Genomic DNA, 19,707 nt, shown 5'->3' on the forward strand with positions numbered 1-19,707 from the left:
CTCGGATCACCGGGAGGCGTAGAAGTCCGACTCCGCGCGCTCGATGAACCCGCGGAGCCGGGTGCTGGACGTGTGCAGCGTGTACGGGAAGTACACGACGCGTGCGCCGACCTCGGCCATCGCCTGCTCGAGTCGCTCACCCTTGGGCGAGCCGCGCCAGTCGTCGCCCTTGAAGATGGCGTCGAACGAGCGCTGGCGCCAGGCGACGCGCTTGTCCTCGCTCCGGTCAACGATGACCTCGTCGACGAAGCGCAGCGACGAGACGATCTCGATCCGCTCGGCCAGCGGGACCACGGGCTCGCGACCCTTGAGGGCCAGGACGTACTCGTCGCTGGCGACGCCGACCACGAGCGTCTCGCAGTGCTCGCGCGCGCGGCGCAGCAGGTTCAGGTGCCCGATGTGGAACATGTCGAACACGCCGCTGGCGTAGCCGACGCCGGCCACGTCGGGGGTGCTCACCACGCCCCCTTGCGGTTGAGCACGACGCCGACCGTGCGGAAGAGGATCGCGAAGTCCATGCGCAGGTTCCAGTTGTTGACGTACATCAGGTCCAGCCGGATGGACTCGTCCCACGACAGGTTCGAGCGGCCGCTGACCTGCCACAGGCCGGTCATGCCGGGCTTGACGTGCAGCCGGCGCCAGACCCACTGGCTGTACTGGGACGTCTCGCTCTCCAGGGCCGGTCGCGGTCCCACGAGCGCCATGTCGCCGAGCAGCACGTTGAACAGCTGGGGCAGCTCGTCCAGCGAGGTCTGGCGCAGGATGCGCCCGACGCGGGTGACCCGCGGGTCCTGCGTCATCTTGAACAGCGGGCCGGCGGCCTCGTTGAGCTCGCGCAGCTCGTCGACGCGCTGGTCGGCGTCCTCGACCATCGTGCGGAACTTGTAGATGTTGAACGGGACGCCGTCGCGACCGGTGCGCTCCTGGCGGTAGATCACCGGTCCCTTCGAGTCGAACCGGATCGCCAGCGCGACGAGGGCCATGAGCGGCGCGCCCAGCACGAGGGCGACGGCGGCGAAGCTGCGGTCGAAGAACGACTTGATCGCCTGGCTGACGAGGTGGCTGTTCGGCGGGTCCAGCGCCAGCGCCAGCTGGTCGCCGATGCGGGTGGGCCGCACGAACTCGACGTAGTCGTTCATGTCGGTCAGCACGAGGCACTCGATCTCGGCCCGCTGCAGGCCCCACGCGAGGTGGCGCAGCGACGGGTCGCTGAGCGCCTGGTCGGCCGTGATGACGACGCGGGCGCCGCGGACGGTGCGCAGCAGCTTGGGGACGTCGCGCACGACGGAGTTGACCGTGGCGCTGCCGACGGGCGTGGTGGAGTCCCACGTGCAGCGACCCACGACGACGAGGTCCTGGCGGTCCTCCCAGCGGGCGGCGAGCCGGTTGACGGCGTCGGCGGGGCCGACGAGCAGGGTGGGCACCCGGCGCAGGACGGCGCGGTGCACGACCGCGGAGCCGACGATGAGGACGGCGGTGGCGCTCAGGACCGTGACGGCGTCGCGCAGCTGCGTCGAGACGGCGTCGGTCAGCACGAGGGTGGCCAGCGCGCCGAGGGCGAGGACCCCGACGAGGCGCTTGGCCGGACGCAGCGAGACGGCCCGCTCGTACGCGGGCAGGGCGGCCAGGCTGAAGCCGAGCCACGCGACGACGGCGAGGGCCAGCAGGCTCAGCGCCCCGGGGCTCATGCCCACCACGACGCCGGTGACGATCGTGCCAGCCAGGACGAGCAGGTGGCCGATCAGGCCCTGACGGACCAGGGCGTCCCACGGGGACCGACCCGTGGGGATCGCGGTGAACTCGCGGTGGACCGACGGAGAGCCGACCACCGCCTCCGCCGCGATCGGCTCCACCAGGCGCAGCGGTAGGACGGTGTCGTCGCGCCCGTCGATCGCTGAACTCATTGCCCACTCCCCAATGCAGCCCGTCGGGCGTCATGCTGCGGACCCCTCCGCCTCGCCCCACGGCCCACGTGCCGTCGTGCCTGCATATCCCGCAAGGAGCGTCCCGTGAAGACGGTGATACGCGCGGACCCGCAGGCCCGTTCGTCCGGCTTCTCGCTCTCCGGTGCTCTCCCTCCGCCGGATTCCCCCTCCGACGGCCACCGGCGCTCGCGACGCCCCGTGCTTTCCCTCGAAAGTAGGCCATGCGGAGCGTCCTGTCCGGACGTTTTCCAAAAATACCGTTGTCGTACATGTCACAGGCGATGGCACATGATTTCGTGCATCGACCGGGACGCGAATGACCGATTCCGAGGGTGCGGCTTGCGTAACTCGTCGTTTCCCGGAATCGGACGTCACGGAGTGTCGTCGAAGGACCAGGTCGTGCCCTCGCGGACGACGCGTGCCGGCGACCCCGCCACGACGACGTTCGCGGGGACCTTCTGGCCCCGGACGACGGCCCGCAGCCCGACGCACACGTGGTCGCCGATCTCGACGTGGCCGGACACCACGGACTCGCGGCACAGCCACACGTGGTGACCCAGCCGGATCGTGGCGCCGAAGGGGTTGATCCGCTCTCCCGTGGCGGCGTCCTCGAGGCGGTGCATGTCGTCCGTCGCGATGTAGACGCCGGCCGCCCACAGCTGGTCGCCCGCGGCGACGATGCTGCCGCCGTTGCGCGCGTCGATGACGGGCGAGCGGGTCGCGACGACGGGCCCGTGCAGGACCACGGAGGACCGCGGGCCGCAGTAGATCTCGCCCGCCGTGAGGATGACGCGCTCGTCGAGGAACACCGTCGCGCCGTCGCCGCCCACGAGCAGCGACGTCAGGTGCTCCATCGGGCCACCGACGACGATGAGGGCGTCGTGGAAGTAGAACGTCGTGAGCAGCTCGACGACGCGGTCGGGCAGCATCGCGCCCGGCGCGGCGTAGAGCGCGTTGCCCAGGTCGTTCCACCACGACGGCAGCGGGCCGTCGAGGCGGCGCCACGCGAGCGCGTCGAGCCGGTCGGGGTCGACGCCGGCCTCGACGAGCCGCGCCCGGTGCTCGGGGGTCATCGCCTCGTCCGTGCGGGTCAGCTCCTGCCACGTCGTCACCGCCCCATCCTCCCCTGCCGTCACGCGCCGGGTGGGCGAAGGGTGACAGTTTCCCCGGTTAAGTAGGAAAACTGTCCCTGAACGAGGATTGCGACCCTCGCGAAGTGACAGGAAACCCCGTTCAGTGAGGAAAACCTGCTTAACCGGGGAAACCGTCACTTCGCGAGGTTCTCTGACACGGGGCCCGGACGCACGGAACCCCGGCACCGAGGTGCCGGGGTTCCGTGGGGTGCTGGGTGCGGGAGGCTCAGAAGCCCATGCCGCCCATGCCGCCCATGTCGTCCATGCCGGGGGCGCCGGCCGGGGCCGCGGGCTCCGGCTTGTCGGCGACGACGGCCTCGGTCGTCAGGAACAGCGCCGCGATCGAGGCGGCGTTCTGCAGCGCCGAGCGCGTGACCTTGGCGGGGTCGATGATGCCGGTGGCGATCATGTCGACGTACTCGCCCGTGGCCGCGTTCAGGCCCTGGCCGGGCTCGAGGTTGGCGACCTTCTCCGCCACGACGCCGCCCTCGAGGCCGGCGTTGACGGCGATCTGCTTGAGCGGGGCCGAGGTGGCCAGGCGCACGATGTTCGCGCCGGTGGCCTCGTCGCCCTCGAGCTCGAGCTTCTCGAACGCGGCCTTGCTGGCCTGGACCAGCGCCACGCCGCCGCCGGGGACGATGCCCTCCTCGACGGCCGCCTTCGCGTTGCGGACGGCGTCCTCGATGCGGTGCTTGCGCTCCTTGAGCTCGACCTCGGTGGCCGCGCCGACCTTGATGACGGCCACGCCGCCGGCCAGCTTGGCGAGGCGCTCCTGGAGCTTCTCGCGGTCGTAGTCCGAGTCGCTGTTCTCGATCTCGGCCTTGATCTGGGCCACGCGGCCGGCGATCTGGGCCTCGTCGCCGCCACCCTCGACGATCGTGGTCTCGTCCTTGGACGTGACGACCTTGCGGGCGGTGCCCAGCAGCGTGAGGTCGGCGTTCTCGAGCTTGAGGCCGACCTCCTCGCTGATGACCTCGCCGCCGGTGAGGATCGCGATGTCGGTCAGCATGGCCTTGCGGCGGTCGCCGAAGCCGGGGGCCTTGATGGCGACCGACTTGAACGTGCCCTTGAGCTTGTTGACGATGAGGGTGGCCAGCGCCTCGCCCTCGACGTCCTCGGCGATGATCGCCAACGGCTTGCCGGTCTGCATGACCTTCTCCAGCACCGGGACCATGTCCTTCACGGTGCTGATCTTGCTGTTGACGATGAGGATGTACGGGTCCTCGAGGACCGTCTCCATGCGCTCGGGGTCGGTGACGAAGTAGCCCGACAGGTGACCCTTGTCGAAGCGCATGCCCTCGGTGAGCTCGAGGTCGAGGCCGAACGTGTTCGACTCCTCGACCGTGATCACGCCCTCCTTGCCGACCTTGTCCATGGCCTCGGCGATGATCTCACCGACCGTGGTGTCGGCGGCCGAGATGGACGCGGTGGAGGCGATCTGCTCCTTGGTCTCGACGTCCTTCGCCATGCCGAGCAGCTGGGTGCTGATGGCCTCGACGGCGGTCTCGATGCCCTTCTTCAGGCCCATCGGGTTGGCGCCGGCGGCCACGTTGCGCAGACCCTCGCGCACGAGCGCCTGGGCCAGGACCGTGGCGGTCGTCGTGCCGTCACCGGCGACGTCGTCGGTCTTCTTGGCGACTTCCTTGACGAGCTCGGCGCCGATCTTCTCGTACGGGTCCTCGAGCTCGATCTCCTTGGCGATGGAGACGCCGTCGTTCGTGATCGTGGGGGCTCCCCACTTCTTCTCGAGGACGACGTTGCGGCCCTTGGGGCCGAGCGTGACCTTGACGGCGTCGGCGAGCTGGTTCATGCCGCGCTCGAGCCCACGCCGGGCTTCTTCGTTGAATGCGATGGACTTGGCCATGTGCGTGTCTCCGACAGTGGTGAGAAGGTGGATCTAGCACTCTCACTATACGAGTGCTAATCAACTTCCCTCAACCGCCCCCGCACACGAACGAGACGGCGCTAGCGCAGTGGCTGGACGTTCTCCGCCTCGCGGCCCTTGGGGCCGTCGACGACCTCGAGCTCGACGGTCTGACCGTCCTCGAGGGTCTTGAAGCCGTTGATCGCGATCTTGGACCAATGGACGAAGACGTCGTCCTGGCCGTCGACCGCGATGAAGCCGTAGCCCTTGTCGGAGTTGAACCACTTGACGGTGCCGTGCACCATGCGACCACCTTGTTCTGCGCGAAAGGCCCCCGGCCGGGCCCGAAACCAGCGTAACGGCAGGGCCCGAGCCAGGGAACGGCGGATCGGCTCAGCAGCCGCCGGCGACGGCGGGGATCACCGAGATCTGGGTGCCGTCCGGCGTCTTGGTGTCCAGACCCTGGTCGAACCGGACGTCCTCCTCCGCGACGTAGATGTTGACGAAGCGGCGCAGCTTGCCGTCCTCGTCGAGGATCCGGGCGCGGATCCCGGGGTAGGACGCGTCGAGCGAGTCCAGGACGGCGGCGAGCGTGTCGCCCTCGGCGGTCACCTGCGACTCGTCGTGCGTGTAGCTGCGCAGGATCGTGGGGATGCGGACGGAAACGGCCATGAGTGCTCCTCGGGTGGTGGTGGGACGGCTCAGGCGATGCCGGCCGCGGCGAAGGCGTCGTACGTGGGGGCGATGGTGGTGCGCGGGCCGACCGAGCCGGTCACCGCGTCGAGCGTCTTGAGGCCGTGGCCCGTGTTGATGACGACCGTCTCCAGCGCCGGGTCCAGCTGACCGGTCTCGACGAGTTTGCGCAGGACCGCCACCGTGGTGCCGCCGGCGGTCTCGGTGAAGATGCCCTCGGTGCGGGCGAGCAGCACGATCGCGTCGCGGATCTGGTCGTCGGTGACCTCCTCGACGCCGCCGCCCGTGGCGCGCGCGATGTCGAGGACGTAGATGCCGTCGGCGGGGTTGCCGATCGCGAGGGACTTGGCGATCGTGTCGGGCTTGACGGGGCGGATCGCGTCGACGCCGTCCTTGAACGCCGTGGCGACCGGGTTGCAGCCCTGGGCCTGCGCGCCGAACACGCGGACCGGCTTGTCCTCGACGAGGCCGAGCGCGATGAGTTCGGTGAACGCCTTGTGCACCTTGGTCAGCTGCGAGCCGGACGCGACGGGGATGACGATCTGGTCGGGCAGCCGCCAGCCGAGCTGCTCGGCGATCTCGTAGCCGAGCGTCTTGGAGCCCTCGGCGTAGAAGGGGCGCACGTTGACGTTGACGAACGCCCAGCCGTCCTCCTCTCCCGCGATCTCGCTGGCCAGCTTGTTGACGTCGTCGTAGTTGCCGTCGACGGCCACGAGGCTGTCGGTGAAGACGGCCGAGTTGACCTGCTTGGGCGTCTCGAGGTTGCTCGGGATGAACACGACCGTGCGGATGCCGGCGCGGGCGCCGGCGGCGGCGACCGCGTTGGCGAGGTTGCCGGTGGAGGGGCAGGCGAACACGCGGCTGCCGAACTCGCGGGCCGCGCTCAGGGCGCAGGCGACGACGCGGTCCTTGAAGGAGTTGGTGGGGTTGGTGCTGTCGTCCTTGACCCACAACTTCGACAGGCCGAGCTCGGCGGCGAGGTTGCGGGCGTCGAGCAGCCGGGTGAAGCCGGGCTCGAGGTTGGGGCTGGACTCGATGTCCTCGGGCACCGGCAGCAGCGCCTTGTAGCGCCAGATGTTGGCCGGGCCCGCCTCGATCTGCTCGCGCGTGACGGTGCCGAAGTCGTAGGAGATCTCGAGCGGGCCGAAGCACTCCTGACAGGCGTAGTGGGGGCCGAGCTCGCGGGTGGCGCCGCACTCGCGACACGTCAGCGCGGTGGCGTTGCCGAAGGCTCCCTCGCGGAGCCGGGTGGGGGTGGACAGCGTGATGCTCACGAAGACTCCTTCATCTCTCCGGGGTCGACGTTCGACCGCGGACGGACTTAGCACCTGGCCGGTCGGCTGGTTGCTGGGGCTTCGTCGGGCCGTGTCCCTCTGCCCCTCGTGATGAGTGACTTCAGACTAGGCGGACGTCTCACGATGCGTCCACTCGGTCCGCATCGCGAGACGTCGAGATCAGGAGGCGGCAGGGCGTCCGGGCGCGAACCGGTCCGCGAGCTCGGTGAGCCAGGCGGCGACGGCGTCGGGGCCGTCGAGGACGACGTCCGAGAGCTCGACGAGCGCGTCCTGCTCGGCCGACGCGGAGCACACGAGCGTGACGTCCAGGCCGTCCTCGCGCAGCGCGATCGCCTCGCGGAACGCCGGCAGGTCGCCCAGGTCGTCGCCGGCGAACACGAGCGAGCGCGGCTGGATCGCCTCGACGGCACGGCGCAGGGTCTCGCCCTTGTCGGTGCGGTGCGCGCGGAACTCGAGCACCTGGCGGCCGGGCTCCATGTGCAGGTCGAACTCGGCGGCGAGCGCCGCCAGCTGCGGCGACAGCGTGTCGAGCAGGCCCGGCGCGATGCCGCGCGTGTGCAGCGCGATGGCCAGGCCCTTGTCCTCGATGCGCAGCCGCTCGGCGTCGTGCTCGGCGAGCCACGACGGCAGCCGCTCGGCGAGGTCGTGGACAGCGTCGGGACGGGTGGGGCGGCGGACGTCGCCACTGGCGGCGTCCCAGCGCTCGGCGCCGTACTGTCCGCAGACGACGAGGTCCTCAAGGCCCTCGCCCTCCTCGAACCGGCCCAGGCGGCGTGCCTCGTCGACCGGACGCCCCGTGATGATGACGATCGCGGCGAGCACCGGCCCCAGGCGGCGCAGCGCGGCGAGCGAGTCCGGATGGATGTACGCCGACGCCGGATCCTCGACGATGTGGGCCAAGGTGCCGTCGAAGTCGAGGGCCAAGAGCGTCTGCCCCGGATCGGTCATGCTCACGATTATCACCGCCCCTCAGCGCGGGCTGGCCAGCACGACCGTCAAGGCCGAGGTGGACATGTTCGGCGCGGCCGGCAGGATGCGCGAGATGCCCAGGTCACGGGCCAGCAGCTCGGCCTCGCCCTGGCGCCCGCCGGGGAAGTAGACGGTGTCCTGCGGGACCCCGCCGCGCCAGTCGTCGACCGTGCCGATCGGCCAGCCCAGCGCCTGCAGCTGGCCGGCCACGCGACGGGCGAGGCCGCCGATGCCGACCTGGTTGTACACCGAGACGGTCACCGAACGGGTGGGCGCCGGCGTGCTGGTCGGCGTCGGGGACGGCTTCGGCGTGCGCTTGGGCTTCGGGGTCGCCTTGGTGGCGGGCTTCTTCGTGGGCGCGGCCTTGGTCGGGGCGGCCGTCGGGCCCTTGGTGGTCTCGGCGGCGGGCGGGGCGTCGTCGCCGCCGTTCACGACGGAGATGATGACGAATCCCCCGGCCAGGCCGAGCAGCAGCCAGACGGCGGGCAGGACGATCGCGAGCCACGGGCGCGACGGACGGTCGGCGTCGCGCCGATCGCCGGTGGGCTCGACCGGCGGCTGGCTCACCTCAGCCGTCGGTGCCCGCGCGGCGCGCCTGGCGCTGGCGCTGGCGCTGGGTGCGCAGTCGGCGGAGGCGCTTGACCAGCAGCGGGTCGTGCGCGAGGGCGGCCTCGGAGTCGATCAGGGCGTTGAGGACCTGGTAGTAGCGGGTGGCGGTCATGTCGAACTTGTCGCGGATCGCCTGCTCCTTGGCGCCGGCGTACTTCCACCACAGGCGCTCCAGCTCGAGCATCTCGCGATCGCGGTCGGTCAGCTCACCGACGTGCGTCGCTCCTTCGTGCTTCTCCACCGCAGCCATGCCTCGATCGTAGCGGCGTAATCACACCGTTGTCATTCCCGTTCGGGAAACAAGGCGCGCGGCGTCCCACGGCCGGCGGCGGACCCTCGCGATCTCCTTTAGGGTGGCCCCATGGCCAAGGAGCGGGCAGATTTTCTCGTCATCGCGAATCGACTGCCCGTGGACCGCATGGTCGCCGACGACGGCGAGGTCACCTGGCGCAAGTCGCCCGGCGGCCTGGTCACCGCGCTCGAGCCCGTCATGAAGCTGCGCGGCGGGGCGTGGATCGGCTGGCACGGCGCGTCCGACGAGGAGCTCGACGAGTTCGAGCACGACGGCCTGCGCCTCGTGCCGGTCCCGCTGTCGGAGCAGGAGGTCGAGGAGTACTACGAGGGCTTCTCCAACGCGACGCTGTGGCCGCTCTACCACGACGTGGTCGTCACGCCCGAGTTCCACCGCGAGTGGTGGGACTCCTACGTCGCGGTCAACCTGCGGTTCGCGCGGAAGGCCGCCGAGCTGGCCGCCGACAACGCGGTCGTGTGGGTGCAGGACTACCAGCTCCAGCTCGTCCCGCAGATGCTGCGCGAGCTGCGCCCCGACCTGCTGATCGGCTTCTTCCTGCACATCCCCTTCCCGCCGAAGGAGCTGTTCCAGCAGCTGCCGTGGCGCCGCCAGATCCTCGAGGGGCTGCTGGGCGCGGACCTCGTGGGCTTCCAGATGCCCGGCGGCGCGCAGAACTTCATCCAGCTGGTCCGCCAGCGCGTCGGTCACCGCACGCACCGCGACCGGGTCTCGCTGCCCGACGGCCGCACCGTCCTGGCGCGGGCCTACCCGATCTCGATCGACGCCGCGGGCTTCGAGCAGCTCTCGCGCACGCCCGAGGTGATCGCCCGGGCCCAGGAGATCCGCGACAGCCTCGGCAACCCCCGACACGTCCTCATCGGCATCGACCGGCTCGACTACACGAAGGGCCTGCCCCAGCGCCTGCGCGCGTTCGGCGAGCTGGTCAGCGACGGCGAGCTCGACGTCGACGACGCCGTGTTCGTCCAGGTGGCGACGCCCTCCCGCGAGCGCGTCATGCAGTACCGCAAGCTGCGCGACGACATCAACCAGCTCGTCGGTCGCGTCAACGGCGACCTCGGCCGCATCGGCCAGCAGCCGATCCAGTACCTGCACACGTCCTTCCCGCGCGAGGAGATGGCCGCGATGTACCGCGCGGCCGACGTCATGGTCGTGACGCCGCTGCGCGACGGCATGAACCTCGTCGCCAAGGAGTACGTCGCGACGCGCTGGGACGACCGCGGCGCGCTGGTCCTGAGTGAGTTCGCCGGCGCCTCGGCCGAGCTCAAGCAGGCGTTCCAGGTGAACCCGCACGACATCAACGGCATGAAGTCCGCGATGCTCGAGGCCCTGCGCAGCAGCCCCGCCGACCTGCGCCGCCGGATGAGGGCGCTGCGCAAGCAGGTCATGGAGAACGACATCGACCACTGGGCGGAGTGCTTCCTCGACGACCTCGCCGCCGTGCGCGACCTCGGCCCGTCGGACAGTGACGACTGAGCTTCCCGCGCGGGTCCGGCGCGGCTACGCCCTCGGCAGCGTCGCGACCGGCACGTTCGGCACGGTCCCGGGACTGCTGCTGCTGCCGTACCTCACCGACGAGATCGGCATCGGCGCCGCCCTGGCCGGCGTCCTGGTGTTCGCGCCGAAGGCGTGGGACGTCGTGCTCAACCCCGTCGCGGGACGGATCAGCGACCGCTCGCGCCACCGTGCCGGCCGGCGCCGGCCGTTCCTCGTCCGCGCGGGGCTGGCGCTCGCGGCCCTGTTCGCGCTGATGTTCGCCGGTCCCACCGAGCCGAGTGCCCTCGCCGCGGCGTGGGTCGCGCTCGCGTTTCTGGCGTGTGCGAGCGCCTACGCGTTCTTCCAGGTGCCGTACGTCGCGATGCCCGCCGAGCTGACCCTCGACTACGCCGAGCGCACGCGGCTCATGACGTGGCGCGTCGTCGTGCTGGCCCTGGCGATCCTGCTGTCCGGCGCAACGGCCCCGATCGTGGCCGAGCAGCTGGGCCACACGGCGATGGGCGTCTACGTCGGCGTCGTCATCGCGATCGGCGCCCTCGGCGCGTGGTGGGGCACGCGGGGCGCCCCCGAGCACCCCACCGAGACCGCGCCCGGCACGCTCGTCGACCAGCTGCGCCTCGTGGGCGCGAACCCCGACTTCCGCGCCGTCCTGCTGACCTTCGTGGCGCAGGCCGCCGCGATCGGCACCGTCCTGGCCGGCGTCGCGTACGTGGCCGACGACCTGCTCGACAGCACGGCCGCCAACACCTTCCTGTTCGTGGCCTTCGTCGGTCCGGCCCTGCTCGTCACGCCCGTGTGGGAGCGGTACGCGGCGCGTCGCGGCAAGCGCTCGGGCTACACCGTCGCGACGGGCTTCCTGGTGGTCGGCATGGTGCTGCTGCTCACCGCGCACGAGGGCTGGCTCGTCCCGACCTACGTCGCGGCCGCGCTCGTCGGCATCGGCTACGCGGGGGCGCAGGTCTTCCCGATGGCCATGCTGCCCGACGTCGCGGCGGACGACGCACAGCGCAGCGGCGAGAACCGGATCGGCGTCTTCACCGGCGTGTGGACCGCGGGCGAGACCCTCGGCCTGGCCCTCGGCCCGGGCATCTTCGCGCTCGCGCTGGCGGCCGGCGGCTACGTGTCGTCGACCAGCGACGTCACCGTCGACCAGCCGGACGGGGCGCGGCTCGCCATCGCCGTCGGCTTCTCGCTCGTGCCGGCGGCGCTGACCGTGCTGAGCCTCGTGCTGCTGCGCGGCTACCGACTCGACGAGCGACTGAGGAGTGCCGATGTCCCCCGATGAGATCCTCGCCGAGCTGCGCGCGCGCCGCGCGCGCGACCTGCCCACCCACGGCGGCCGGACGCTCGCGTACGTCTACGACTCCGGCCTCGCGCAGGCCGACGAGATCGCCCGCGAGGCCGTCGCGATGTACGCCTCGACCAACGGCCTCGACCCCACCGCCTTCCCCAGCCTGCTGTCGATGGAGGCCGACCTGATCGCCTTCGCGCGCTCGATCCTGCACGCCGGCGACGAGGTCGTCGGCACGGTGACGTCCGGCGGCACCGAGTCGATCCTCCTCGCGGTCCAGACCGCGCGGGACGCCGCGGGCGTCGAGCGGCCGGCCATGGTCGTGCCCAGCACGATCCACGCGGCGTTCGCCAAGGCCGCCCACTACTTCGGCGTCGAGCTCGCGGCGGTGCCCGTCGGTCCCGGCCACCGCGCCGACGTCGCCGCCATGACCGAGGCGATCGACCGGCTCGGCGACCGCGTCGTCCTCGTCGCCGCCTCCACGCCCTCGTACGCGCACGGCGTGATCGACCCGATCGAGGAGCTCGCGGCCGTCACGCGCGAGCGCGGCCTGCGCCTGCACGTCGACGCGTGCATCGGCGGCTGGGTCCTGCCGTGGGTGCCCGACGCGCCGCCGTGGGATTTCGCGGTCCCGGGCGTGACGAGCATGTCGGTGGACCTGCACAAGTACGCGTACACGCCCAAGGGCGTCTCGCTGCTGCTGCACGCGACGCCGCAGCTGCGTCGGCCGCAGTTCTTCGCGTACGCCGACTGGCCCGGCTACACGATGCTCAACTCGACCATGCAGTCCACGAAGTCCGGCGGGCCGCTCGCCGCCGCCTGGGCGGTCGTCCGGCACATCGGCGCCGACGGCTACCGCGACCTCGTCGCCCGCACCGTCGCCGGCACCCGCGAGCTGGCCGAGGGCGTCGCGGCGATCGACCACCTGCACCTGGTCGAGCAGCCCGAGACCTCGCTCGTCGTGATCGGCACCGACGACGCGGTGGACGTGTTCACGATCAGCGACCTCATGCTCGACCGCGGCTGGTTCGTGCAGCCGCAGATGCGCTTCGGCGACGAGCCCGCGAACCTGCACCTCACGATGAGCGCGGCGACGGCGCCGTCCGTGCCGGAGTTCCTCGACGCGCTCGCCTCAGCCGTGAAGGAGGCAGCTGCTGCCGGACCCGTGCGGATCGACCCGCTGCTGGCCGAGGCCGCCGCGACGCTCGACCCCGACACCCTCGACGACGAGGCGTTCGACGGGCTGCTGGCCCTCGCGGGGCTCGCCGGCGAGGGCGGAGTGGCCGTCCCCGAGCGGCTCGGACCCGTCAACGCGCTGGTGGACGTCGCGCCCCCGCGGGTCCGCGAGGCGCTCATGATCGCGTTCCTCGACCGGCTCTCCCGCTGAGCGGACCGGGTCGGTAGCGTCGCGGCGTGAGCGCGTGGACGACGGCGGTGGAGCTGACCGGATCGATCGTGCGGCTCGAGCCGCTCGGCCCCCAGCACGCGGCGGGACTCGCGGCGGCCGGCGACGACGCGTCGACCTTCGAGCACATCATCGGCTGGGACGTCCTGACGGTCGAGTCCGCTCGCGCGCAGATCGACCGGTACCTCGCGAACCCGGCCGTGGTGCCCTGGGCGCAGGTCGACCTGCGCACCGGCGAGGTGGCCGGCATGACCGCGTTCTACGACGTCGTGCCCGCCCTGCGGACCGTGGCGATCGGGCACACGTGGATCGGGCGGCGGTTCTGGCGCTCGGGGCTCAACACCGAGGCGAAGCTGCTGTTGATGACGCACGCGTTCGAGGACCTCGGCTGCGTCCGCGTCGTGTGGCACACCGACATCCGCAACGAGCGCTCGCAGGCCGCGATCGCTCGGCTCGGCGCCGTGCGTGAGGGCGTGCTGCGCAAGCACAAGCTGCGCGACGACGGCTCGTGGCGCGACACGCTCACGTTCTCGATGCTCGACGACGAGTGGCCCGCGGCGCGCGACCGGCTGTGCGCGGCGCTCGCGGCGCGCTGACCGTCAGGACGAGACGATGCGCGCCGAGCGCAGGATCCGCTGGGTGAGCAGCGAGAGCGCGAAGGCGGCGGCCATCGACGAGATCGTGACGACGAACGCCGACGTGTGGCCGCCCGCGCCGAACGCGCCGTCGGCAGCGCGGCCGGCGATCGACGCGCCCGTGGCGTAGCCCAGGCCCGTGCAGCCGGCGAGGAACGTCATCGCCGTGCCGATGCGGGCCGGCGGCACGATCAGCCCGGCCAACGCGAACGCGCTGATCAGGTACGGCGCGACCGCGAAGCCCATCACCGCGATGACGGCGACCAGCTGCGGGATCGTGTCGACGACCAGCAGCGGCGAGGCCAGCACGATCATCGCGCCCGACGCCCACAGCATGCGGGTCGCGTAGAGGATGCTGGCCGGCACGGCGGCGAGCGAGAGGCCGGCCACGACGCTGCCGATGCCGAGCACGGCGTGGATCAGGCCGGCGACGTCCGGGTGGCCCTGCTGGGTCGCGAGCACCGTGGTGCCGGTCTGGATGCTGCCGAACAGCATGCCCATGAGGAAGACGGCGGTCGCGAGCGACAGGAACGCCGAGGTCCACAGCCGGACGCCGTGCGTGGGCGCGTGCTCGCTGCCGCGGGGCACCAGCGCCGCGGTCTCGTGCACCGCGAACCACGACCCGAACACGAGCAGCAGCACCGCCGCCGCGACGAGCGCACCGTCGGCGCCCACGAGCACGCCGAGGATGCCGACGAGCGCCGGGCCGAGCACGAAGGAGGCCTCGTCGCCCGCGCCCTCGTAGGAGAACGCGAGGTCGACGAAGCGGTCGAGCTCCTCCTCGCGGATCCGGCCCTCGTTCACACGGCGCCGCAGGACGGGGCGCCAGCGCACGCGAGCGAGGGGGCCGACCTGCGGCATCACGAGGCCGGTCAGCGCCGCGACGACGACGAGGACGGCCGAGGAGACTTCGAGGTGGGCGAAGACCACGATGGACAGCAGGCCCACGGCCCCGGCCAGCGACTGGCCGAGCACGACAGCGCGCTGGCCGATGCGGTCGGCGAGGCCGCCGAAGAGCGGCGAGCCGACGGCGTTGGCGACGGCCAGGGCACCCGCGGTGGCGCCGGCGATGCCGTAGCGGCCGGTCGCCTGGGCCACGAGGAGCAGGACGCCCATCTGGCTCATCGCCAGCGGGATGCGCCCCAGGTAGGCCACCGCGACGAACGAGAGTCCAGCTGCGCCCCAGAGGCGGCGGTAGTCGGCGATGGCGGAAGACACAACCGACCCAGTCTAGGTGGTCGGCGTCTGCCAGGACGCGGCCGCCTCGTCCGAGCCGTACACGGCCTCGGCGGCGGACCGGTCGCGCCGGCAGCGCAGCAGGAGCACGCCCAGGACGACGGCGACCAGCGCCTGGCCCAGCCCCGCCAGCAGCGCCAGGACCGTGGACAGCTGCATGCCGAGGCTGCCGTACGCGAGCTCGTCCGGCAGCCGCAACGCGGACCTGGCCACGAGGACGAGCAGCAGCGCGCCGGAGAGGAGCGTGAGGACCGCGACCGGGAGCGCGGGGACCCGGCCGGCGAGGGCGCCCATCGCGAGGACCGCGGCGAGCACGAGCAGTCCACCCGCGGCGAGCTGGACGAACGCGAAGGTCCGCTCCGTCCCGGGGGACACCAACTCCAGGGCCGCGGCGAGCTCGGCGATGCCGGGAAGCGTCGTGAGCGCCGTCCCGACCACCGCACCGAGCGCCACGTCCGCACCGGCGACAGGGCTCGTCCAGGGGCGGGCCCAGACGAGGGCGACGGCCACGATCGCCAAGGTGAGGAGGGCATGACACGCGAGCCGGGCCAGGCTCGAGCCGTCGGGGACGACCACGAGCGACTGCGTGGCCCACACCGCCGCCCCGGCGACCCCGACGGCGGACACCAGCGCGAGCGCCGTCGCGAGGCGCCCGTGGCGCGGTGCCCGCCAGGCGACCAGGCCCGCGCCCCCGAACAGCAGCAGGGCCGCGGCACTCGTCCACCGCGGCAGTCCCCAGTCCGCGACCGCCAGCGAGTCGAAGTGCGCCAGCAACAGCACGACGCCGGACGTGCTGACCACGTCGATCAGGCCCGCGACCGCCACCGCGAGCGCGAGGCCGATGGCGCCGGCCCGCAGCCGGGCCTCCCCTGGGATGAGCACGGCGCTCATCCTGCCCCAGCCGCACCGGCTCGGTGGGGACCTCGCGACCTCGGCCCGGTCGGCGAGGGCCCGGCGATTAGGCTCGACGCGTGGTGGAAGCGACCCTGACCCGGGCACGGGTGGCGACCTCGAGCCTGCTGTTCACCAACGGCTTCCTGATCGGCGCGTGGGTCGTGCAGATCCCCGCCATCATGGACCGCACCGGCATCGACCCCGCGACCCTCGGCACGCTGCTGCTGTGGATGGGCGCCTGGGCGTGGCTCGGCATGCAGGCGGCGGGGTTCTTCGTCGACCGCATCGGCAGCGCCCGTGCCGTGACGGTCGCGCTCGTCGTGATGAGCCTCGTCCTGCCCTTCCCCGGCCTGTCGACCAACTGGGTCGCGCTCGGCGCGTCCCTCGCGGCGCTCGGCGCGGCGAACGGCGTCGTCGACGTGGCGCAGAACGCCCAGGCCGTCACGGTCGAGCGCGCGTTCGGCCGTCCCGTCATGTCCTCGTTCCACGCGTGGTTCTCCGCGGGCGGGTTCGGCGCCTCGGCGCTGGGCGGCGCGCTGCTCGCGGTCTCGTCCCCCGTGCCGCTGAACTTCCTCGTGTTCGCCGCGATCGGCCTCGTCCTGGCGCTCGTCGTGCGACCGCACCTGCTCGGCGACGACGTCCAGGACCCCGAACTGCACGGCGTCCGGCCGCCGTGGACGGGGCGCATCCTGCTGCTCGGCGCGCTGGCCTTCGCGCTCATGCTCGCGGAGGGCGTCGCCTACGACTGGAGCACGGTCCACCTGCGCGACGAGCTCGGCACGACCGACGCCCTGGCCGCCGTCGCCTACGGCGCGTTCAGCCTCACGATGTTCGGCACGCGACTCGTGGCGGACGGCATCGTCGCCCGGGTCGGCCCCGGCCGGTTCGTGCGCTTCGCGTCGCTCGTCGGCGCCGTTGGCCTGGCGACGGCGTCCCTCGCCCCGAACGCGGCCGTAGCCATCGTGGGCTGGGCGATCGTCGGCCTGGGCCTGGCCGGCTGCGTGCCCCAGTTCTTCAGCGCCGCCGGCAACGTCGACCCGCGTCACGGCGCCGCGATCATCGCCCGGGTCACCGGCATGGGCTACGTCGCCCTGCTGAGCGGCCCGTCGATCATCGGCCTGCTGACGCACTGGGTCCCGCTCACCACGGCGTTCGTCGTGCCGCTGGCGCTGTGCCTCGTGGCGAGCGCCCTGGCGCCCCGCGCCCTGCGGAGGCACCCGTGAGCCTCGAGCACCTCATGGCCCCGGACTGGGCCGAGGCGATGGCGCCCGTCGAGGTGCAGGTCCACGCGATGGGCGACTTCCTGCGGGCCGAGGTGGCCGCCGGCCGGACCTACCTGCCCGAGCCGGACGCGATCTTCCGCGCCTTCCGCACGCCGCTGGCCGACGTCCGCGTCCTCATCACCGGACAGGACCCGTACCCGACTCCCGGCCACGCCATGGGCCTGTCGTTCTCGGTGCGCCCGGACGTCCGGCCCCTCCCCCGCAGCCTCGTGAACATCTACACCGAGCTGCAGGCGGACCTCGGGATCTCGCCCGCCGCGCACGGCGACCTCTCGGCCTGGGCCGACCGCGGCGTCATGCTGCTCAACCGCTGCCTCACCGTGCGGCCCGGCGAGGCCGCGAGCCACCGCGGGAAGGGCTGGGAGGCCGTCACCGACCGCGCGATCGCCGCCCTCGTCGAGCGCGGCGGCCCGCTCGTGGCGATCCTGTGGGGCCGCGACGCGCAGTCCCTCGCACCACGCCTGGGCGACGTGCCCCGCATCGAGTCCGCGCACCCCAGCCCGCTGTCGGCATCGCGCGGCTTCTTCGGCTCGCGTCCCTTCAGCCGCGCGAACGACGCGCTGCGGGCGCTCGGCGCTCGCCCCGTCGAGTGGGAGCTGCCCGGATAGGGTGGCGACGTGAGCCAGACACGCATTCGCGACCGCGCCGTCGTCATCGACCAGGGGTTCGTGGTGGCCCAGCGCTGGGGCATCCGCATCGTCGTGATCGCGGCGGCCCTGTGGGTCCTGGGCTGGGTCGTCGGCCGCACCTGGATGGTCTGGTTCCCCGTGTCGCTGGCGATCTTGTTCTCCACCGTCCTGGGCCCGCCGGCCAAGCGCCTGCGCGAGCTCGGCGTGCCCGCCTCGGCCGCCGCCGGCGTCGTCATGCTCGGCTTCCTGGCCGCGCTCGGCTTCCTGTTCTCGATCCTCGTCCCGCAGCTGGTCGACGAGGCGCCCGAGATCGCCGACCGCGCCGCGAAGGGCGTCGGCGAGGTCCAGGACTGGCTCATCAACGGTCCGCTGTCGCTCGAGGCCGGCCAGATCACCAACGCGCTCAACTCGGTCGAGGACTGGCTGCGCGACAGCGCCGGCGACATCAGCAGCGGCGTGCTGTCCACGATCGGCGTCGCCACGAACGTCGTCCTCAACACCGTCATCGTGCTGATCCTGACGTTCCTGTTCATCAAGGACGGCCACCGCTTCCCGCCGTTCGTCGAGCGGCTCGGCGGCCACCGCGTCGGCGGCCACCTGCGCGAGCTCATGCGCCGCGGCTGGGAGACGCTCGGCGGCTTCATCCGCACGCAGGCGCTCGTGTCGTTCATCGACGCCGTGCTCATCGGCATCGCGCTCGCCCTCGTCGGGCAGCCGCTGTGGGTCCCGCTCGCCGTCATCACCTTCATCGGCGGGTTCATCCCGATCGTGGGTGCGTTCGCCAGCGGCGCGATCGCCGTCCTCGTGACGCTCGTGACCAACTCGCCGCAGGACGCGCTCATCATCCTGGCCGTGATCGTCGTCGTGCAGCAGCTCGAGGGCAACGTGCTCTCGCCGATGCTGCAGGGCAAGAGCATGAACCTGCACCCGGCCGTCGTGCTGCTGGCGGTGACCGCCGGCGGCTCGCTGTTCGGCATCACGGGCGCGTTCCTCGCCGTCCCGGTCACCGCCACGGTGGCCGAGATCCTGCGCTACGCGAACGACCGCATCGACGCGGCGCTCATCACCTCGGAGTCCACCTTCGAGCCGACGCCCGAGGACGCCGCGGCCGACGTCCGCTCGGCGGCCGAGTCCTCCGGGGACGACGACCGGGCCTGAGCCTCAGTCGAAGACGACGGTCTTCATGCCGTTGAGCAGCACGCGGTTCTCGGCGTGCGCGCGCACGGCGCTGACCAGCGCGCGCGCCTCGAGGTCCTGGCCCATCGCCGCGAGCTCGGCCGCCGACTTGCGGTGGTCGACCCGGCGGAAGTCCTGCTCGATGATCGGCCCCTCGTCGAGGTCGGCCGTCACGTAGTGCGCCGTGGCGCCGATGACCTTGACGCCGTGGCGGTGGGCCTGCTCGTACGGGCGGGCGCCCTTGAAGCTGGGCAGCAGCGAGTGGTGGATGTTGATCGCACGGCCGTGGACGTCGCGGCACATCTGGTCGCTGAGGATCTGCATGTAGCGCGCCAGGATGAGTGCCTCGGCGCCCTTCTCGCGCATGAGGCCGAGGACGAACTCCTCGGACTCGCGCTTCGTCTCGGGCGTGACGGTGACCTGGTGGAACTCGATGCCGTGCCACTCGACGACGTCGCGCCAGTCCGGGTGGTTGGAGACGACCGCGGCGATCTCGATCGGCAGCTGGCCCTGGCGCGTGTGGAACAGCAGGCTGTTGAGGACGTGGCCCTGCTTGGACACCATCACGACGACGCGCAGCGGCGCCGTGGCGTCGTGGAGGTCCCAGTCCATCTCGAACGGCTCGAGGGCGGGAGCCAGCGTCCCGCGGACCTCGTCGAGGCTCGTGGCGCGCTCGGCGCCGAAGCGCACGCGCATGAAGAAGCGGCGCGTGTCGGGGTCGGCGTACTGCTGGCTCTCGGTGATCGTCCAGCCGTCCTGCGCGAGCGCGCCGGCCACCGCCGCGACGATGCCCACCCGGTCGGGGCAGGCGAAGGTCAGGATGAAGTCGCTGTGCGGCTGGGGGCTCTCCATGGATGCATGGT

20 protein-coding genes and 1 riboswitch are annotated in these 19,707 nt (G+C 72.0%); of the genes, 7 read left to right on the forward strand and 13 right to left on the reverse strand.

Going from position 1 to position 19,707, the window contains the following annotated elements; all coding sequences use genetic code 11:
* Positions 1 to 6 precede the first annotated feature (6 nt).
* The 10 genes from AB3M81_RS15390 to AB3M81_RS15435 all read right to left on the reverse strand — a co-directional run bounded on the left by AB3M81_RS15390 (position 7) and on the right by AB3M81_RS15435 (position 8,738).
* A complete protein-coding gene (locus AB3M81_RS15390) occupies positions 7 to 459 on the reverse strand; it encodes an FAD synthase family protein (RefSeq protein WP_412904804.1) in 453 nt (150 codons plus the stop codon).
* Positions 456 to 1,904, reverse strand: coding sequence for a sugar transferase (locus AB3M81_RS15395; protein WP_412904805.1), 1,449 nt, complete (start codon positions 1,902 to 1,904; stop codon positions 456 to 458). The genes AB3M81_RS15390 and AB3M81_RS15395 overlap by 4 nt, the downstream gene beginning before the upstream one ends.
* 392 nt (positions 1,905 to 2,296) lie before the next feature.
* Positions 2,297 to 3,037 (reverse strand): acyltransferase, encoded by a 741-nt coding sequence (locus AB3M81_RS15400; RefSeq protein ID WP_412904806.1) that lies wholly within the window; start codon positions 3,035 to 3,037, stop codon positions 2,297 to 2,299.
* 247 nt (positions 3,038 to 3,284) lie between these two features.
* On the reverse strand, positions 3,285 to 4,922 hold the full coding sequence (gene groL, locus AB3M81_RS15405) for a chaperonin GroEL (RefSeq protein WP_412904807.1): 1,638 nt from the start codon (positions 4,920 to 4,922) through the stop codon (positions 3,285 to 3,287).
* Between the two features lie 101 nt (positions 4,923 to 5,023).
* Positions 5,024 to 5,227 carry a cold-shock protein gene (locus AB3M81_RS15410; protein WP_412904808.1) on the reverse strand — a complete coding sequence of 68 codons (204 nt, stop codon included), beginning with the start codon at positions 5,225 to 5,227 and terminating at the stop codon, positions 5,024 to 5,026.
* Between the two features lie 88 nt (positions 5,228 to 5,315).
* Positions 5,316 to 5,594, reverse strand: coding sequence for a MoaD/ThiS family protein (locus AB3M81_RS15415; protein WP_412904809.1), 279 nt, complete (start codon positions 5,592 to 5,594; stop codon positions 5,316 to 5,318).
* A gap of 29 nt (positions 5,595 to 5,623) precedes the next feature.
* Entirely contained in the window at positions 5,624 to 6,889 is a 1,266-nt protein-coding gene (gene thrC / locus AB3M81_RS15420) for a threonine synthase (protein ID WP_412904810.1), read from the reverse strand.
* Between the two features lie 7 nt (positions 6,890 to 6,896).
* Positions 6,897 to 7,007, reverse strand: a riboswitch (SAM riboswitch).
* Between the two features lie 62 nt (positions 7,008 to 7,069).
* Positions 7,070 to 7,858, reverse strand: a complete 789-nt coding sequence (gene otsB / locus AB3M81_RS15425; protein WP_412904811.1) for a trehalose-phosphatase — start codon at positions 7,856 to 7,858, stop codon at positions 7,070 to 7,072.
* A gap of 21 nt (positions 7,859 to 7,879) precedes the next feature.
* Positions 7,880 to 8,446 carry a LytR C-terminal domain-containing protein gene (locus AB3M81_RS15430; protein ID WP_412904812.1) on the reverse strand — a complete coding sequence of 189 codons (567 nt, stop codon included), beginning with the start codon at positions 8,444 to 8,446 and terminating at the stop codon, positions 7,880 to 7,882.
* 1 nt (position 8,447) lies between these two features.
* Entirely contained in the window at positions 8,448 to 8,738 is a 291-nt protein-coding gene (locus AB3M81_RS15435) for a DUF3263 domain-containing protein (protein ID WP_412904813.1), read from the reverse strand.
* 111 nt (positions 8,739 to 8,849) lie between these two features.
* On the opposite strand from AB3M81_RS15435, the gene AB3M81_RS15440 reads away from it, so the two are divergent.
* The 4 genes from AB3M81_RS15440 to AB3M81_RS15455 are packed head-to-tail and all read left to right on the forward strand — an operon-like array spanning position 8,850 to position 13,587.
* On the forward strand, positions 8,850 to 10,274 hold the full coding sequence (locus AB3M81_RS15440) for an alpha,alpha-trehalose-phosphate synthase (UDP-forming) (protein WP_412904814.1): 1,425 nt from the start codon (positions 8,850 to 8,852) through the stop codon (positions 10,272 to 10,274).
* Positions 10,264 to 11,580, forward strand: coding sequence for an MFS transporter (locus AB3M81_RS15445; RefSeq protein ID WP_412904815.1), 1,317 nt, complete (start codon positions 10,264 to 10,266; stop codon positions 11,578 to 11,580). Before AB3M81_RS15440 ends, AB3M81_RS15445 begins: the two co-directional genes overlap by 11 nt.
* Positions 11,567 to 12,973: a pyridoxal phosphate-dependent decarboxylase family protein gene (locus AB3M81_RS15450; protein ID WP_412904816.1), complete on the forward strand. Its 1,407-nt coding sequence runs from the start codon at positions 11,567 to 11,569 to the stop codon at positions 12,971 to 12,973. Before AB3M81_RS15445 ends, AB3M81_RS15450 begins: the two co-directional genes overlap by 14 nt.
* Positions 12,974 to 12,999: 26 nt before the next feature.
* Entirely contained in the window at positions 13,000 to 13,587 is a 588-nt protein-coding gene (locus tag AB3M81_RS15455; RefSeq protein WP_412904817.1) for a GNAT family N-acetyltransferase, read from the forward strand.
* Positions 13,588 to 13,590: 3 nt separating this feature from the next.
* Here the strand turns inward: AB3M81_RS15455 and AB3M81_RS15460 are convergent, their stop codons facing one another.
* Both AB3M81_RS15460 and AB3M81_RS15465 read right to left on the reverse strand, forming a co-directional pair.
* On the reverse strand, positions 13,591 to 14,844 hold the full coding sequence (locus AB3M81_RS15460; protein ID WP_412904818.1) for an MFS transporter: 1,254 nt from the start codon (positions 14,842 to 14,844) through the stop codon (positions 13,591 to 13,593).
* A gap of 12 nt (positions 14,845 to 14,856) precedes the next feature.
* Entirely contained in the window at positions 14,857 to 15,744 is an 888-nt protein-coding gene (locus AB3M81_RS15465; RefSeq protein ID WP_412904819.1) for a hypothetical protein, read from the reverse strand.
* Positions 15,745 to 15,833: 89 nt separating this feature from the next.
* Here AB3M81_RS15465 and AB3M81_RS15470 point away from each other — a divergent pair, with 89 nt between their 5' ends.
* From AB3M81_RS15470 to AB3M81_RS15480, 3 genes are read left to right on the forward strand one after another with little or no spacing between them, the layout of a single operon-like run.
* Positions 15,834 to 16,979 carry an MFS transporter gene (locus AB3M81_RS15470; RefSeq protein ID WP_412904820.1) on the forward strand — a complete coding sequence of 382 codons (1,146 nt, stop codon included), beginning with the start codon at positions 15,834 to 15,836 and terminating at the stop codon, positions 16,977 to 16,979.
* Complete coding sequence (locus AB3M81_RS15475; RefSeq protein WP_412904821.1) at positions 16,976 to 17,647, forward strand: uracil-DNA glycosylase; 672 nt, start codon at positions 16,976 to 16,978, stop codon at positions 17,645 to 17,647. The genes AB3M81_RS15470 and AB3M81_RS15475 overlap by 4 nt, the downstream gene beginning before the upstream one ends.
* Before the next feature lie 9 nt (positions 17,648 to 17,656).
* Positions 17,657 to 18,826, forward strand: a complete 1,170-nt coding sequence (locus AB3M81_RS15480; RefSeq protein ID WP_412904822.1) for an AI-2E family transporter — start codon at positions 17,657 to 17,659, stop codon at positions 18,824 to 18,826.
* 3 nt (positions 18,827 to 18,829) lie between these two features.
* Here the strand turns inward: AB3M81_RS15480 and purU are convergent, their stop codons facing one another.
* The gene (purU, locus tag AB3M81_RS15485; protein ID WP_412904823.1) at positions 18,830 to 19,696 is read right to left on the reverse strand and encodes a formyltetrahydrofolate deformylase; all 867 of its coding nucleotides are present in this window, start codon (positions 19,694 to 19,696) and stop codon (positions 18,830 to 18,832) included.
* Between the last annotated feature and the right edge of the window lie 11 nt (positions 19,697 to 19,707).

Source organism: Aeromicrobium jepli (assembly GCF_047246605.1).
Lineage (GTDB): Bacteria > Actinomycetota > Actinomycetes > Propionibacteriales > Nocardioidaceae > Aeromicrobium.